Consider the following 15,463-nt stretch of genomic DNA (forward strand, 5'->3'; position numbering starts at 1 on the left):
GTAACCTATTATTTACAGCGGGGCGATTGTGTAATTTGCTATATTGCAGTTTATAAACAATAAGCCCCGCTTAACCATAATGAGAAAGTATTTGTTTGCAGCATTACTGCTTGCGCCTGCCCTTAGCTTTGCACAACAGAAAGCCGCCGCGCCTGCCGCCAAAACATACGACCTGCTATTGGGTGGTTACACCTTACAGGGTTACGATAAAGGGATCTCTGTTTATCGTTTTGATACAGAAACGGGCAAAGCAACCCTGCTTAGCCAGGTTGAAGGCTCTGCCAATCCCGATTTTTTGGCATTAAGTAGCGACAACAAGTTTGTTTATAGCTGCAACGTAAACCCCAAGAACGGTGTAGAGGCCGAGGTTAGCGCTTTTAAATTTAACAAAGCTACGGGTAAGCTAACGCTGATTAATAAAGTTGCAGGTGGCGGCATAAACCCTGTGCATATCAGTATTGATAAGGATAATAAAAATGTAATCGTGTCCTACTACTCCAGCGGTAGTATTGCGGTATTGCCCGTTAATAAAGACGGCTCGCTTGGGGCTGTGAAACAAAACATAAAATATACCGGCGGTAGTGTTCATCGTAATCAAAAGACGCCTCATGTGCACATGGCCATTTTTGATGATAGCGGTAAAAAGGTTTTAGTCGCCGATTTGGGTTCAGATAAAGTATACACCTACAATTACGATAATACCAAAGCCGAGCCGCTTAACCCCGCCGACCCGGCTTATGAGCTGACAATGCCGGGCGATGGTCCGCGGCATATTGAGTTCTCGCCCGATAAAAAGTTTGCTTACATTATACAGGAGCTTAGCGGCTACGTCAGGGTTTATAAATATGATAACGGCAAGCTTACCTTTATACAAACCATAGCGATGATGCCCGAGGATTTCAAGGTAAATAGCGCGGCAGACGTCCATATATCGCCCGATGGCAATTTCCTTTACGCATCAAACCGCAACGCGGCCGATAATGTGGTACAATACGCTATCAACAAAAAAGACGGTAAGTTAAGTTTTGTAAACAGATACCCGGTAAGCGACGAGCCTCGTGGTTTCACAATTGACCCAACCGGCAATTATTTACTAAGCGCCGGGCAGGAAGCCAACACTATTGTTTTTTATAAAATTGACAAAGCCACCGGCAAGCTAACTGCTATGGATACCAAGTTGGATGTTCCGCAGGTTACGTGTTTTAAGTGGGTGGCGGTAGATTAGTATACAGAGTAGCACATCGGCGTGGTGAACGCCTGGATAACCGAAGGTAGAAGCTTCGTCGTTTCTCAGAATGACAATCGTTTTTTAAGAACACTTTAAAAGATTCCCCGCGCTCAATCGTCTACAGCTATATGTACGCAACCTTATTGGCTTTACACTCACTAATGCGCTGGCTGGTTTTGACTAGCTTGGTATTTGCCATATTTAGGGCTTACCGTGGCTGGTTGTTAAAAAAATCGTTTTTTAAGCTTGATGATAACGCCAGGTTGATGGCTGCTAACACCGCACATATCCAGTTTTTATTGGGGGTGACGCTGTATTTTATAAGCCCTATTGTAAATTACTTTCTGCAAAATTTTAGTACGGCAATGCAGGAGCGGTCTATCCGGTTTTTTGGGATGGAGCATGTTACCATGATGCTGATTGGCATCGGCATTATTAGTACGATATCCGCGAAAGCGAAAAAGAAACCTACCGACGAGGCTAAATTTAAGATGATGGCTATTTGGTATACCATTGCCTTGTTGATTATTTTAAGCTCGATACCGTGGTCGTTTTCCCCGCTGATAAGCAGGCCAAGTTTCAGACCCTTTTAATAACAAAAGCGGCCACCATTAAGGAGCCGCTTTTTGTGTTTAGCTATTAATTATTTAGCCAATAATTCGTCAAGGTTGCCAAGGCCCATGGTGAAGCCACCTTTGAAGCCCATTTTAACAAGTGTCTCCATGTCGATTGCTTTGTCAAAGGACAAAGTTGCTTCATACAGCGTGCCCGCGTCAAAGGGCTTAAAAACATTTACCCAGTGGATGGTCGGCATATTGCTATCCGGTGTACCATCTTCGTTGCAAAACCGACTGGTTGCTTCAAAGCTTTCAGTCGGTGTTATCGTAGTAAAATCTACGCGGCTCCAATGGCGCTCTCCCTCTGGGCCTACCATGCTGTATAGCCAGGTGCCGCCTTCGGTAAAGTTCATGCTCTTGGTTTCTGCTTTCCAGGGTCTGGGCGCCCACCATTTGTCTAAAAGAGTGTCGTCTGTCCAAGCTTTCCAAACTTGATCAATTGGCGCGTTAAAAGTTCGGGTGACGTTTAGCTTTTTATTGGCTAAATCTTCCGTAATTTCTGTTGGGTTTATCATATCGGTGTTGTTTAAAGTCTTTTAATATCGTCTAACTGGGTAAATTTATCTTCCCATAGCTACAGTATTTCGCAACTATGTGGTTGCAAGTATATGTGCAATTAATCGGTTGCGCAAATTTATTTAAAAATAATACACGGTGGATCTCCGTTTATCAGGTACATGGCAATAGTATTCTTTATACTTAAAAAATAATTATACTTTTAGTCACCAAGTAAAAACAACCTTCATTATGTTATTATCTAACAGACTCAGCCTACTTATGGCGGCCATTGTGTTATCATTTACTATCGACAGCGCCAGCGCGCAATCTGCGGTTAATTTAAAAGGCTTTAACTCCAAAAGTGGCGTGACCGTAAAAACGAGCGGAACCAAAATAGACCTTAGTTGGCCGGTAAGTGCTACGGAAAAAGGTCGCGTGGTGCTCGATCTGAACAAAAACAACCCCTTGTTTGAAAGTATCCAGGCCACTGCCAATGGTGCCTTTAAAGAGATAGCCGCCAAATTAAACCCCGAGTTTATTTTAACCATTGGGCGTCGCGATTTAATATCGCAAAATGGTTGGAACATCTTTTTTGACCGCGTGCCTACAAAGCCGTTCCAATCATATAATGTAGTGATGGATAAAAAGTCGGCCGCTGTAAGAAGCGAAGGCTCGCGTACTATCGTGAGCGTGTCCGGTGTATCAAGCAGCACGTTTAGCGGAAATATCGAGATCACATTTTATAACCAGACACCACTATTTAACGTAGCCGCGGTAATGAGCACACAGCAAGACTCGGCCGCTATTTTATACGATGCCGGTTTAGTGAGTAAAACACCAACATGGAGCAAAATTGGCTGGGCCAAAACAGATAACACTTTTCAGAATAATGATTTTAATGTTGCGGCTGATGCTGAAAACATTATGGTAAAATACCGCACTATTATTGGCCAAACCGCTAATGGTAGCTTAGCGGTGTTCCCGGCACCTCATCAATATTTTTACCCGCTTGATGAAGCTTATAACTTAAAATTTACCTGGCATGGTAACAACTACCGTAAAATGATACCGGGCTATGGTCTGGGTATCCGCCAGGATCTGTATGGCGATCGCCGTTATGTGCCCTGGTTTAACGCGCCGCCGGGTACCAAACAACGCATGAACTTTTTCTGTATGGTAAGCGCGGCTGATGGTCCGGCCGTGTTAGAAAAAGTAAAAGCCTACACCCGTAATGATAAATTTGAACCGCTGCCGGGTTACAAAACCATGTCGAGCCATTTTCATAATGAATATACTACCCAATACACGCTAAAAGGCAAGCCTGTTGAAGATGAGCCGGAATATGTAAAAGTATTCAAAAACTTAGGGGTGAACATTGTACACCTGGGCGAGTTCCATGGTGCCGGCCACCCCAAGGGCCCTGACTCGTTACGGTTAAAAGAACTTTATACCTTGTTTCAAGAATGCGAAAAAGAATCAAAAGGCAACTTTTTGCTTTTACCGGGCGAGGAGCCTAACGAATTTTTAGGGGGCCACTGGCTTGAGTTTTTCCCTAAGCCTATTTACTGGATAATGTCGCGCAAGCCGGGGGTACCTTTTGTAGAGAACGATCCTAAATATGGCAAGGTTTACCATATTCATGATAAAATGGATATGTTGAAGTTGCTACAGGACGAAAAAGGCCTCGCTTGGACCGCCCACGCGCGCACTAAAGGTTCTACCGGTTTCCCTGATATTTATAAAAATGAGCCTTTCTTTAAATCTGATCGCTTTTTTGGCGCAGCCTGGAAAAACATTCCCGGCGATCTGTCAACCGACCGTATGGGCATCAGGATACTTGACCTGCTGGACGATATGAATAATTGGGGGAACAAGAAGAAAGTGCTGGCCGAGTCGGACATATTTACCATTACTTTAGAGAATGAGATGTATGCCCACACCAACGTTAATTACCTTAAACTGGATAAACTGCCCGAGTTTAAAAACGGCTGGCAGTCGGTATTAGATGTATTAGAAAGCGGCAAATTTTTCGGCACCAGTGGCGAAGTATTGCTGCCAGACTTTAAAGTTAACGGCGCCGAAGCCGGATCGACCATTAAAGTCAGTCCCGCTACCAAGTCGACGGTTGATTTCAGGGTGAAATGGACCTACCCGCTACAATTTGCTGACCTGATCACCGGTGATGGCGCTAAAGTGTACCATCAGCGCATCGACCTTAAAAATACTACTGCCTTTGGCGATAAAACCTTCAAGATCCCGGTTAACCTGAAAGGTAAAAAATGGATCCGCCTGGAGGTTTGGGATGCTGCCGTTAACGGCGCGTTTACCCAAACGGTTTGGATCAACTAAAATAAATGGCTAGCGGCTAAGCTAAGCCGGGGTGTTCCACTAAATAATTACTATTTATTTGTGGAATGTCCCGGCTTTTTTCATCTGGAATATAAATTCACTATATTCAAACAACCAATTCCTAAACCACATGAGAAAGCTGCTTATCGTTATGGCGTTTGTGTTGATGAGGGGATCGCTTTATGCGCAAAACGCCAAACTCTTTCTTAATAAGCGCGAGATCGCTCTTCCCTCGGTTCATTTTTTAGAGGCGGCGACAATTGATTCCATTAATTTTTACACCGGCGACCAAGCAAACGAGCAATTCTTTTTACCAACAAAAGGAATCGACAGTGTCTACGTAATCTTTAAACACGATATGACAGATGTGGTTACTTATCACCAGTTACTTAACCTTTCTCACCTTGACGAACGAGCCCGGGCCCTGCCCCTGGATTTAGGATCGGTGAGGTATAGGTATGTTGATAACGCGCAAACTATGGTGTTTAACCTTGAGCATGTGCCATCGGTTTCTGTGCAAACCACTTACACGCATATTGATTATGTCAGTTTATTCAGAGCGTATCGCCGGCCATATGATTCTGATGCAGGTAAAATGCTTATATGGCTGCAAGGCTATTGCGAGGGTTATGGAGACAATGTTTACTACAATCGATATAAAAGGAAATGAAAAAGGCCATGTATCTGTTAATAACTATGGTAATCTGCGCGGCGAATGCTTTGGCACAAAAAGCAGCATTTACACGCGTTGACGCGCTTGACCAAAGGCCCTTGGTTGTTGTTAACGGTAAAATAGTTGACGCACTATCGTTTTTGGCACTAGATAAATACGATTTTGAAAGCATTAAGATATTACCGGCAGCAGATGCTATAAAAAAATACGGTGCCGACGATGGTAGATATGGGGCGGTGCAAATAAGAATGATTAAAACGACCCAATTATTAAACTGGGCGCAGGTAGCAAGACGATTTTATTTTATGCCGGAGCAAATACCAGCGCAGGCCCGCTTGTTTTATGGGTACTTTGGCGGCTTAACCTTTTGTGATACGCGACTGTTTGTGGCATCGGCCAGTAAGGTTTCGGGTATGTTTGTCCACGCTAAATACCCTGATAGGGGTATGCCTATGATGGGGCTTGGCGTTAGGTATGATGAAGGTGCCAACACTAATAAATCACTAAAAACTACGCCATTTGATGAGGATATAAAAAAAACGAAACAGATTTTTGACGACGAATCTGAAAAACGGGTAGAAATAATGAATGCTAAACCACGTATAGAGGGCTAACGCTATAGTTTCTTAACAACCAAACACCAAACCATATCATGAAAAAGATTATAATTTTAGTAGTTCTCGCCATTACCATCAATCAGGCACAAGCTCAAACATCAACTACCGACAGCGTCCACCTTAAATTTAACACAGAGTTGGTTAAGGCGGGCATGACTTTTACCATGCCCAATGGGGCGGTTGAGGTGCCCATTGTTAAAAACATGCAAATGCATTATGAAATGGCGGTAACTATACCCGGCAAAGCTATCGAGGTGCGGTATGCTATCGCCCCTTATTCAACCATGCGCAACGCCATGAAAAAGAGTCAAAAGGATGGTGATACTACGGAGGTGTTTAATAAAAGGATCAATAATATGTCCAGGGCTATTACCTACTCCATTGCAACCAATGTTGGTGGCGGTGTTAGGGATAGCACTATCCGGTCGCAGATGTTCCCTCCCGAAGCGGTTAAACGTGAGTTTGGAGCCGATTTTGGCGGGACAATATTGATCCCGGTTAAAAACAACTCTTTTGGTACCCAATATAAGTTTTGTATGATGATTGCTTTACACAAAGATTTTGCCGGCGATGGTTATATTATGTACCTCGGCGATTCGTTGCAAAGCATTGGGCCAATTGTAAAAGAGCACTTTGGGATTAACGGAGGGTTTTATGCGCTCAAATTTAAACAGTAACGCAGCTGTCTCCCTTCGGCGCAGGTAGCCGGACGGTATCTGCCATCCTTCTGTAACAAAATCGATTAGCGCCTGCAATCGATTGCTTTTGCATAGGTTATGCTGTACCTTGCATACATCCGCTAAAAAATGTGGGCCGTGTCCCCGCGCTGCCAAATCAAACATTTGCGGCTGATGATTGGTTTAGTCAACATAACTGATCTGCACTGAATGAAAAAACGGCTATTGCTTGCCTTGTTGCTATTGCCTTTATTTTGCCTGTCGCAAGGCAAAATTGCTAAGGTGTACAACATGGTTATTGGTACCCGCACTCACGGCGCCAGCGATGGCATTTACGTTTACCGCTTTAATATCGAATCGGGCAAAATCACTTACCTCAACCATGTTGCAGGCATTGCAAACCCAACCTATTTATGTGTATCGGCTAATAATAAGTTTATATATGCTGTAAGCGATAAAAGTATTGGTTCAGGTAACGTTTATGCGTATAAGTTTAATGCAGCCACGGGCCAGCTCGACTCACTCAACAACCGGTCCGCTTTTGGCGGCCCGCTGTATGTTAGTGTAGACAAGGCTCAAAAAAACCTTTTTTGCGCCAACTATCAGGGCGGCTCCCTCTCTGTATACCCCTTAAATGCTGATGGATCGCTGGGCGAAGTTTCGCAGGTGATACAAAGCTCGGGCAATAGTATTAACCGCTTGCGCCAGGAAGCACCTCACTTGCAATCGGCCATATTTTCGCCCGATGAAAAGCATTTGCTGACTACAGACTTAGGTACCGATAGGCTTAATATTTATAAATACAACGCAACTGCCCAAGAGGTGCTTAGCCCGGCACCGCTACCCTTTGTAAACGGTAACCCGGGTTATGGCCCGCGTCATGCTGTGTTTTCTGGCGATGGCAGGTTTGTGTATATGTTGCAGGAACTGTCGGGAACTATTACGGTATATAGCTTTAACAAAGGCCGCCCCCGTTACATGCAGTTAAAATCATTAGTGCCCGATGGTTTTAGGGGTAACATACAGGCCGCCGATATCCACCTGTCACCGGACGGTCGGTTTTTGTATGCCTCAAACAGGGGCACAGCGAACGAGATTATTCAATTTGCAGTAAGTAAAGCTACCGGGATGCTCACCTTTGTTAAACGCTACGGCAGCCAGGGCCGCTCGCCACGTAATTTTGTTATTGACCCTACCGGCAGCTATATGCTAGTGTCCAACCAATTTTCCAACAATGTTTCGGTATTCGCTATTGACAAGCGTAGCGGTATGCTAAAGCCCACTACTGCTAAAATCAATATAGACGCACCTATGTGTATAAGGTTTGTTCCGGCAGATTAGTTAACTTATCTCTGTGGTAACTCTATATAAAATGTTGTACCAAAACCAGCCGAACTTTCAAACCACAGTTTTCCGTTGTGGTTTTCAATTATCCTTTTTGATATAGAAAGACCAAGGCCAAAAGGCTGTTCGCCGGCTGTGCCTACACGTTTAACCTGGGTAAACATGTCAAAAACGAGCTTTTTGTCTTTATCGGGGATACCCATGCCATTGTCGGCAATAGCTATCAGTATTTTGTCGTTTGCTGTTTTTTTAATACTTAAAAAAATCAGGCCTCCCTCATAGCTAAACTTAATGGCGTTAACAATAAGGTTGTTAAATACCCGCCAAATTTTCTCTTTATTAATATGAATTATAATGGGGTCAGCGCTACCCTCTAATGTTATTTGTTGCTTTTTTTCGCTGGCTTTGAACTGTAATAAAACTACCGAGTCGCGGAGTAATTGTTTGATATCAACCAGGCCCTTGCTCATTACATCCTTCTCATCATCGGCCAGGCCAGAGTGAAGTAAATCATTGATCATGTTAAGTGATTGTGTACCCGTGTCTTCTAAAAGTTTTAAAAGGTGTTTGCCTTCTTCGCCCTCCACGCCTTCGGCGGCCGACCTAGCCAGGCCAATCATACCAGCCAGGGGGTTGCGCAGGTCATGTGCCATTACACGCATTATTCGTAGGGTATTTATATTGGCGCGCTCCAGTTCTTCAAGCGTTTGCTGCAGCTGCTCATTATGCACACGTGCACTGTTGTGTTTGGCGTGGCTTTGTTTTAATAAACGGTGTATAGATATAATTATGGCCAGTAACAAAATAGCTACTACACAGGCGCCTAAGATATAAAGGTGTTCTACCTTCTCTTTATGCTCCATAGTCGATAACAGGTTATCGCGCTGTATGGCTTTCAGCTCGCGTTCAATGTCCAGGCGATGCAACTTGTCATTGGTTTTTTCGAGCGAATCTTTAAGCATTAGGTATTTACCCTGGTATTGGTAAGCTGCAACAGGCTGCTTTTTGGCGAAAAGAAAGCTAGCATACAGGCTGTACCATTCTACATTTTGCATAGGGTTAGCTTTGCAATAAAGGTTAAGCAGGTGTCGGCTTTTTTCAAGGGCCAGCGCTACCTTATCTAACTCGCCGGTTTTTAAATACAGTTGTGCCAGCTTAAGGTTAGGGGTAATACGCATTCCGTCTACATCCATTACAGGGATAGAGACGCTGGCTATAAGGTAGCTTTTGGCTTCTTTAAGGTTGCCTTGTTTAAGTTTTAAACCGCCGATATTATCATAAACAATTATACGTGGTGCGCTGATGTTGCTTTTTTCAATAACACCGGAGCGCTCGGTTTCGTTAATAAAATCCAGGTCGAGCTTGTAAAAATAATAGGCGCTATCAAGTTTGCCCGCCCGTTCGTAGGATACTCCGGTACTATTGAGTGCTGCCTGCTTTAAATAGAAGAGCTTCCGTGGTGATATTGTAGTAGCGCAAGCTAACAGGCGGTTATAGCTTTCAACCCAATATTTTGCCGCCATGGCGTAATTTTTTTGATTGAAATATATGCCCCCTATTTTGCTGGCCACATTGCCATTGTCGCATCTGCCGTCGGCTAATAGCTGTTTAGCCCTGTCGTAATATCCTAACGCAGTTTCATACTGCTTACCTAAAATGCAGGCATCGCCTTTGGCTAAAAGTACTTTAAAATATACGCGGGGATATTTTTTGATGGGATCGGGCGAGTTGAATATGGCTATAGCGCTGTCTGCGTAGCGCGTTACCGCTGCAGTATCTAAAGCGTGATAGTAAACCGACATAAACTCGTAATAGGCGGCCAGCTGCGGATCATTAGATGAGAATTTGCTCCGCTGGTTTTTCAAAAAGGCCAGGGCGCTATCATGCTTACCAATCAACATCAGGCTGTCTGCCTTTTGTACTTGTTTAATTATTTCACTACGCGAGACACCGCTTTTTGATTGGCATGAGCAGACTAACGAGCAACTGGCGATGGCAATAACGAAAAAATATAACAGCTGTCGGCTAAAGAACATATAATGCAGGCGGTGATGTGGCTTAGGACCCAAAAGTAATTAAATATTTAGCAAGAGCACCATTATTGCACTTTTACAACTTATGGGAATACCGCGTAGCGCGCCGCCGCTAAATACTATCATAAACTCTTGGTCGTACTTTTTTAAAAAACGGGTTAATGGTGTATTATAAAACACAGGGGCATAGTACATTAGTAAAGGTAGTAATATTGCGATAAATACCTAATGTACTATTATACTGCATCTACGCAACGCTATAAAACCTCTACTTCTTCTGTATGCTCGCAGCTCGGCCTTTATTATTATGCTCTCCCAGGGTCCAGCTACCCCTTATAGTACCCCATTGCTAAGCCTGTCGGTACACGGGGCTTTTATTCGCATAATACCATCGCTTTAACCTAATGGGAATGTGGTGACTAAATCTTTAGAATTACCAATCAAAAGAAAAACCTAAATCCCCCACTTCTTGTTCGGCGCCTCCCCCATCATAAACTCCAACGTGCCACCAGCCAGCACTTGCTGATGCATGATATAGCACTTGTTATAAACTTTGCCATTCAACTTTGCCGACTGGATATAAACGTTTTTAGATGAGTTGTTTATTGCCGTAATGGTTAACACCTTGCCGGTAGCACCTGCATGTATGGCAATTTTGTTAAACGTTGGGCTAAATAGTTCATAACGTGGATTGCCGGGCGTAGCCTGGTGTAAGCCGGCTGCTGCCAAAACGTACCATGCCGACATTTGGCCAACATCCTCATTACCCACCAAGCCCTCAACACCGGTATTGTAGGCGTTAGCGCAAATTTTGCGTACCCACTTTTGCGTAAGCCATGGTGTACCCAGGCGGTTAAACATAAAAGGCACTAAATGTACCGGCTCGTTAGCTTGGTTATAATAATCGTTCCAGGTAAAACTGGCGGGCGTGTTTTCAAAAAAGGAGGTAAGATCTGCGATGGTCTTTTCGCGGCCGCCAATCAGCGTGGCTAATCCATCAATATCATGGGGCACAAACCAACCTTGTTGGTAAGGGTTACTCTCAACGGTAGCGTAATCTTGTTGCAAGCGTCCTTTTTTTGGCCACGGTTTCCAGGTTCCGTCGGCATTTTTAGGGCGAAACCAGCCTTTTTCGGTATCAAAAATCTGTTTGTAAATCTGCGCACGATCTGCATATTTCTTAGCATCCTCTACATGGCCTAACCATTTAGCCAGTTGCGCCTGGCACCAGTCATCAAAACCATATTCTAACGTGGTAGATATATCAAGCTCACGACGCGATGGCGTATTGCCAAACTTTTCTGATGTATTGCGGGCATAGGTATATGCCTTTTGCAGGTCGAAATTACGGATCCCCTTGCTATAAGCGTCGGCAATAACCGGGATAGCGGGGTTACCCACCATGCAACCCGAGTAGGCGTTTAACAGCTCCCAGCGCTCTAAATAATGGTTGCCGCTTTGATCGGCTATTTCTACCAGCGAATTCACCATATCGCTCACTACCGAAGGATTAATAATTGTTTGTAGCGGAAACTGGCTTCTGAAAACATCCCAGCCACTAAAAACCGAGCGTTTGGTAAATTTACCGGATTTATGTGTTTTCATATCAGCGCCCATGTAGGTGCCATCTACATCGCTCGTTGCGCGTGGATCTATCATGGTATGATATAAGGCAGTATAGAATACTGTTTTCTGCGCTTCGGTGCCGCCGCTAACGCTCACCTGGTTTAGGCTTTTGTTCCATAAGGCCTTGTTCTGTGTGCGTACCTTGTTAAACTCCCAAGCCGGTATTTCTGTGTTTAAGTTAAGCTTAGCACCGGCCACACTTGAAAATGAGATACCCGATTTCATCATTACCACTTCGCCTTCGGTAGTGGCAAATTCACTGTAAAAGCCAAGGTGCTTACCCCGTTGTGTTTTTATGTTTGGGATGATTGACGCTTTTGCAATCAGCGAATCGTATCTTAAACTGGTAACACTCTCGCTCTTGCGCGAGATTCCATCAGGAATGTTTGCGCTCCAAACGCCATAATTTTTGAGCGGTTTGCTAAATTGAGCGTAAAAATAAACGGTATAGTTGGCCTTGCCGTCACCGTTACCCCAGCCACCGCCTTCGGCAGGGCATTTCATCCAACCTTGTATGGTATGGTTGTCAACCACCTGCACAAACTGCTCGGTAGATGTACCGCCCACCCTGCGCGCCAAATCAATTTGTATGCGCGACTGGCTATTTTCAGGAAACGTAAACTTTAGTATCCCGCTATGCGGGGCGGCAGTAATTTCCGCGCGGATCTTGTAGTCGGTAAGCGTAGCGGCGTAGTAACCTGCTTTAGCTACCTCATCTTTCTTGCTGAAATTTGAGCGATAGCCCGGCAATTCTTTGTGCCTGCCCGCAACTACGCGCAAGGGGCCGGTCGTGGGGGTTGTTAAAAGATTACCCAGATCGCCATACCAGCCTATTCCGCTCATTTGTGTAAAGGCAAAGCCCTCTATGTATTCCATCTCGAAGCTATAGCCCGGGCCGTTGTCGCCGCCGGTAATGGTATTTGGGCTAACCTGCACCAAGCCAAAAGGCGTAGCGGCCCCTGGGAAGGTTTTACCCAGGCCATGTAATACACCGGCTTTAGCCGCGCTGGTACTGGCGCCTATAAAAGGGTCGACATAGTCAGCAGGTGTTTTAGTTTGTGCTGATAGCTGTATAGCGCAAATTAACGCGGCAGCCGATAGAAGCATTTTTTTCATTTTAGTACTATAATTGGTTATTGAAGCCGTGAGCTGGGTTAGGCGCTAAATGTCGTTAAAAAATGATAAATAAAACGATTTAGCAACCATTAAAAGTAAAATGCTTATTACGCAATTGGTTTTTTAAAGTTATTTTATTGCAGCTACCAAAAAATAAGGCATTTTTACCATGCGGTGTGTATTTACCACTTTTTACTGGCAATATACCCCCATAATAGCATGTTTTTACTATGATTTACCCGTGATCTACTCTTAAATCACCCCTATTTTACAGCATGAAAAAGTACTTCTACATATTTATATTGTTGTTGGCCGCCTGTGTTTTGTACCAGTGCACCACCCACAAGCTGTTGTCAATTGCCAATAACCCATCAAAAGCTGATCTGAGCTCCTCACCGGTTGTGCCCGCCAATGAGTCGATCAGCAAAATGAAGCTGGAGCCCGGCATGGCCATAGAGCTTATAGCTGCCGAGCCGCTGATAAGCACCCCGGTTGCCATTACTTTTGACAAAGACAACCGCATTTGGGTGATAGAGATGAATAACTACATGCCCGATACTACCGGAAAAGGCGAGAATGTACCTATAGGTAAGGTAGTTGTGCTGTCAGACAAAAACAAAGACGGGGTAATGGATGACCGGAAGGTCGTGATTGACTCGCTGATATTACCACGAGCGTTTTGCCTAATAGAGAGTGGCATTTTAGTTGCCGAGCCGCCACGTTTGTTTTTTTATGAACTGGCTAATGATAAAGTAGTTAAGCGCACTCTGGTTGACGCAAAATATACCGATGGCGGCAACGTAGAGCACCAGCCCAATGGCTTATACCGTGCCTTAGATAACTGGATATATAACGCTAACTCTGAGAAACGTTACCGTAAACAGGGCGATAAGTGGCTTACAGAACGCTCGCACGGAAAAGGTCAATGGGGCATTACCCAGGATGATCAGGGCCGTATGTATGCTAACGATAATTCAGTGAACCTTCAAGGCGACTACTTTCCGCCGGGCTTGGGTTTAACCAATAAGAATCAAAAAAATATGGCCGGCTTTAACGAGCGTACTGTGCCCGACACCAAGGTTTTCCCGATACGCCCTACGCCGGGAGTTAACCGGGGGTATATGAAGGGCGTTTTGGATGATAGCCTACGTTTGGTGAATATGACAGCTGCCTGCGGTCCAATGATTTACCGGGGGGGCTTATTTGGGACTGATTATCAATTTAATGCATTCGTGGCAGAGCCATCCGCAAACCTCATAAAGCGCAACATCATCACCGAAAAAGGGAATGTTGTACGTGGCAGGCAGGCCTACCGCGGCCGTGAATTTTTAGCGAGTGTCGACGAGCGTTTCCGCCCGGTAAGTTTATACGATGGTCCGGATGGGGCATTTTACATTGTTGATATGTACCGTGGTATCATTCAACACAAAACGTACCTAACACCATATCTGGCGGGCGAGATTGGTAAACGTAACCTGACCTTGCCTCTGGCATGCGGAAGGTTATACAAGGTATATCCGGCAGGTAAAAAGCCCGTTAATGTCACCTTCCCGACAGACCCTGTTAAGCTGGTTGCCTTGTTAGGAAATGCTAACGGATACGTGCGCGATAAAGCGCAACAAATCCTGGTTGACAGCAAACCGCAGCAGGCTGTACCAGCTTTGCAAGCAGCCTTGAAATCTGCTAATCCACTGTTTGTTACCCACGCTTTGTGGACGCTGGAAGGCTTTGGGATATTAAAGGCCGATGAAGTGTTAGCGCTGCTGCAATCGCCGCAATGGAGCATAAGGATGCAAGCGCTAACGGCCTCGTCAACTGTTATTGATCAAAACAATTACGCCGAGTTTGCAGCGGTATTAAAGCCAATGGTTAATGATACTACCGCAGCACCCTACGTTGGCTTTGTGACCCACTCAATAAAGAAATTCGATCAAAAGACTGCAGACGGATTGCTGTTCGCATTGGCCAGGCGTCATCCAAAAAACAGTTATGTGTCTGACGCTATTGTGGCAGCGCTTGAGGGACGCGAGCAGATTTTCCAGAAACAAATGCTGGCGGCTTTGCCTGATACCGCACTGGCTATCAATAAGCGGATTGAAAGAGTGGTAGTAGCTATTGAAGATGCCAAGCTAAACAGCGACCCGGCAATTATGGCCAAGTATTACCCGCGCGGTGTGGCTATTTATAACACGGTTTGCAAAACCTGCCATGGCGAGGATGGCAACGGTGTTGCTTCACTGGCGCCGCCGCTTAACAAATCGGAAATTGTGAATGGTAACAAAACAACGCTCATATCTATTGTGCTTAAAGGCCTGAGCGGACCGGTTAAAGTTGCGGGCCATATATACAAAGCACCTGAGATAGCCGGAGAGATGCCGGGCTTTGCCGATAATAAAGATTTTACCGATGACGACCTTGCGCAGGTATTGAACTTCGTTCGCCGCTCATGGCAAAACAAGGGCGACAAGGTTAATGCACCTGACGTTAAGGCTTTGCGTGCAAAGCTTGCTTCGCGTCAAAAAACATTTACCATGGAGGAGCTGACAGCACCAGCTAAGCCTGCTGACGCGGGTATGCGAACCAACTAGACTTTCTATTTTAGATGAGAGTGAAACAGGTGAAACAGTATTTTTTGTAATGGTTTAATTTTGAGCGTGTTGCGAAAATGTGTGAAACAGTTTGTAA

11 protein-coding genes are annotated in these 15,463 nt (G+C 44.8%); 8 read left to right on the plus strand and 3 right to left on the minus strand.

The features are described from left to right. Nucleotides 1-79 precede the first annotated feature (79 nt). Nucleotides 80-1,225, plus strand: a complete 1,146-nt coding sequence (locus tag ACFSYC_RS02500) for a lactonase family protein (RefSeq protein ID WP_377123176.1) — start codon at nucleotides 80-82, stop codon at nucleotides 1,223-1,225. Between the two features lie 131 nt (nucleotides 1,226-1,356). Beyond that, on the plus strand, nucleotides 1,357-1,821 hold the full coding sequence (locus ACFSYC_RS02505; RefSeq protein WP_377123178.1) for a hypothetical protein: 465 nt from the start codon (nucleotides 1,357-1,359) through the stop codon (nucleotides 1,819-1,821). A 50-nt stretch (nucleotides 1,822-1,871) separates the two neighbouring features. Here the strand turns inward: ACFSYC_RS02505 and ACFSYC_RS02510 are convergent, their stop codons facing one another. Further along, nucleotides 1,872-2,360, minus strand: coding sequence for an SRPBCC family protein (locus ACFSYC_RS02510; RefSeq protein ID WP_377123180.1), 489 nt, complete (start codon nucleotides 2,358-2,360; stop codon nucleotides 1,872-1,874). A gap of 262 nt (nucleotides 2,361-2,622) precedes the next feature. Here ACFSYC_RS02510 and ACFSYC_RS02515 point away from each other — a divergent pair, with 262 nt between their 5' ends. The 5 genes from ACFSYC_RS02515 to ACFSYC_RS02535 all read left to right on the plus strand — a co-directional run bounded on the left by ACFSYC_RS02515 (nucleotide 2,623) and on the right by ACFSYC_RS02535 (nucleotide 8,000). Then, nucleotides 2,623-4,692: a hypothetical protein gene (locus ACFSYC_RS02515; protein ID WP_377123182.1), complete on the plus strand. Its 2,070-nt coding sequence runs from the start codon at nucleotides 2,623-2,625 to the stop codon at nucleotides 4,690-4,692. 130 nt (nucleotides 4,693-4,822) lie between these two features. Then, the gene (locus ACFSYC_RS02520; RefSeq protein ID WP_377123184.1) at nucleotides 4,823-5,362 is read left to right on the plus strand and encodes a hypothetical protein; all 540 of its coding nucleotides are present in this window, start codon (nucleotides 4,823-4,825) and stop codon (nucleotides 5,360-5,362) included. After that, a complete protein-coding gene (locus tag ACFSYC_RS02525; protein ID WP_377123186.1) occupies nucleotides 5,359-5,979 on the plus strand; it encodes a hypothetical protein in 621 nt (206 codons plus the stop codon). The genes ACFSYC_RS02520 and ACFSYC_RS02525 overlap by 4 nt, the downstream gene beginning before the upstream one ends. A 38-nt stretch (nucleotides 5,980-6,017) precedes the next feature. Further along, the gene (locus tag ACFSYC_RS02530; protein ID WP_377123188.1) at nucleotides 6,018-6,659 is read left to right on the plus strand and encodes a hypothetical protein; all 642 of its coding nucleotides are present in this window, start codon (nucleotides 6,018-6,020) and stop codon (nucleotides 6,657-6,659) included. 210 nt (nucleotides 6,660-6,869) lie between these two features. Continuing rightward, complete coding sequence (locus ACFSYC_RS02535; protein WP_377123190.1) at nucleotides 6,870-8,000, plus strand: lactonase family protein; 1,131 nt, start codon at nucleotides 6,870-6,872, stop codon at nucleotides 7,998-8,000. Nucleotides 8,001-8,005: 5 nt separating this feature from the next. Here ACFSYC_RS02535 and ACFSYC_RS02540 read toward each other — a convergent pair whose 3' ends face one another. Both ACFSYC_RS02540 and ACFSYC_RS02545 read right to left on the minus strand, forming a co-directional pair. Further along, complete coding sequence (locus ACFSYC_RS02540) at nucleotides 8,006-9,904, minus strand: ATP-binding protein (RefSeq protein WP_377123192.1); 1,899 nt, start codon at nucleotides 9,902-9,904, stop codon at nucleotides 8,006-8,008. Nucleotides 9,905-10,489: 585 nt separating this feature from the next. Beyond that, nucleotides 10,490-12,778 carry a GH92 family glycosyl hydrolase gene (locus ACFSYC_RS02545; RefSeq protein ID WP_377123194.1) on the minus strand — a complete coding sequence of 763 codons (2,289 nt, stop codon included), beginning with the start codon at nucleotides 12,776-12,778 and terminating at the stop codon, nucleotides 10,490-10,492. 275 nt (nucleotides 12,779-13,053) lie between these two features. Here ACFSYC_RS02545 and ACFSYC_RS02550 point away from each other — a divergent pair, with 275 nt between their 5' ends. Then, nucleotides 13,054-15,366 carry a DUF7133 domain-containing protein gene (locus ACFSYC_RS02550; RefSeq protein WP_377123196.1) on the plus strand — a complete coding sequence of 771 codons (2,313 nt, stop codon included), beginning with the start codon at nucleotides 13,054-13,056 and terminating at the stop codon, nucleotides 15,364-15,366. Nucleotides 15,367-15,463 lie beyond the last annotated feature (97 nt).

The sequence above is a fragment of the Mucilaginibacter antarcticus genome (assembly GCF_042686155.1).
GTDB classification, from domain to species: Bacteria; Bacteroidota; Bacteroidia; order Sphingobacteriales; family Sphingobacteriaceae; genus Mucilaginibacter; species Mucilaginibacter antarcticus.

Excerpts from the sequence above, each read along its gene's own strand:
- ACFSYC_RS02550 (WP_377123196.1), top strand. The coding sequence starts at position 13,054 with ATGAAAAAGTACTTCTACATATTTATATTGTTGTTGGCCGCCTGTGTT.
- ACFSYC_RS02510 (WP_377123180.1), bottom strand. The coding sequence starts at position 2,360 with ATGATAAACCCAACAGAAATTACGGAAGATTTAGCCAATAAAAAGCTA.
- ACFSYC_RS02515 (WP_377123182.1), top strand. The coding sequence starts at position 2,623 with ATGGCGGCCATTGTGTTATCATTTACTATCGACAGCGCCAGCGCGCAA.
- ACFSYC_RS02530 (WP_377123188.1), top strand. The coding sequence starts at position 6,018 with ATGAAAAAGATTATAATTTTAGTAGTTCTCGCCATTACCATCAATCAG.
- ACFSYC_RS02540 (WP_377123192.1), bottom strand. The coding sequence starts at position 9,904 with ATGTTGATTGGTAAGCATGATAGCGCCCTGGCCTTTTTGAAAAACCAG.
- ACFSYC_RS02525 (WP_377123186.1), top strand. The coding sequence starts at position 5,359 with ATGAAAAAGGCCATGTATCTGTTAATAACTATGGTAATCTGCGCGGCG.
- ACFSYC_RS02520 (WP_377123184.1), top strand. The coding sequence starts at position 4,823 with ATGAGAAAGCTGCTTATCGTTATGGCGTTTGTGTTGATGAGGGGATCG.
- ACFSYC_RS02545 (WP_377123194.1), bottom strand. The coding sequence starts at position 12,778 with ATGAAAAAAATGCTTCTATCGGCTGCCGCGTTAATTTGCGCTATACAG.
- ACFSYC_RS02535 (WP_377123190.1), top strand. The coding sequence starts at position 6,870 with ATGAAAAAACGGCTATTGCTTGCCTTGTTGCTATTGCCTTTATTTTGC.
- ACFSYC_RS02505 (WP_377123178.1), top strand. The coding sequence starts at position 1,357 with ATGTACGCAACCTTATTGGCTTTACACTCACTAATGCGCTGGCTGGTT.
- ACFSYC_RS02500 (WP_377123176.1), top strand. The coding sequence starts at position 80 with ATGAGAAAGTATTTGTTTGCAGCATTACTGCTTGCGCCTGCCCTTAGC.